At 51.6% G+C, this 545-nt stretch carries 1 rRNA gene; it reads right to left on the bottom strand.

What is annotated here, in order from left to right:
• Positions 1-545, bottom strand: a 23S ribosomal RNA gene (locus tag O3746_RS10365); the annotation flags it as partial.

Genomic DNA, 545 nt, shown 5'->3' with positions numbered 1-545 from the left:
TAGACTTTGGGACCTTAGCTGGCGGTCTGGGTTGTTTCCCTCTCCACGACGGACGTTAGCACCCGCCGTGTGTCTCCTGAGTATCACTCTTCGGTATTCGTAGTTTGCATCGGGTTGGTAATCCGGGATGGACCCCTAGCCGAAACAGTGCTCTACCCCCGAAGGTGTCCGCTCAAGGCTCTACCTAAATAGATTTCGGGGAGAACCAGCTATCTCCCGGTTTGATTGGCCTTTCACCCCCAGCCACAAGTCATCCGCTAATTTTTCAACATTAGTCGGTTCGGTCCTCCAGTTAGTGTTACCCAACCTTCAACCTGCCCATGGCTAGATCACCGGGTTTCGGGTCTATACCTTGCAACTAAACGCCCAGTTAAGACTCGGTTTCCCTTCGGCTCCCCTATTCGGTTAACCTCGCTACAAAATATAAGTCGCTGACCCATTATACAAAAGGTACGCAGTCACCCTTAAAGGGCTCCCACTGCTTGTACGTACAAGGTTTCAGGTTCTATTTCACTCCCCTCACCGGGGTTCTTTTCGCCTTTCCT

The organism is Haemophilus sp. 27098_8_127 (assembly GCF_041433495.1).
In the GTDB taxonomy this organism is placed as follows: Bacteria; Pseudomonadota; Gammaproteobacteria; order Enterobacterales; family Pasteurellaceae; genus Haemophilus_D.
Note: the sequence above shows the minus strand (reverse complement) of the source record. Positions and strands in the feature narration are given on the sequence as shown.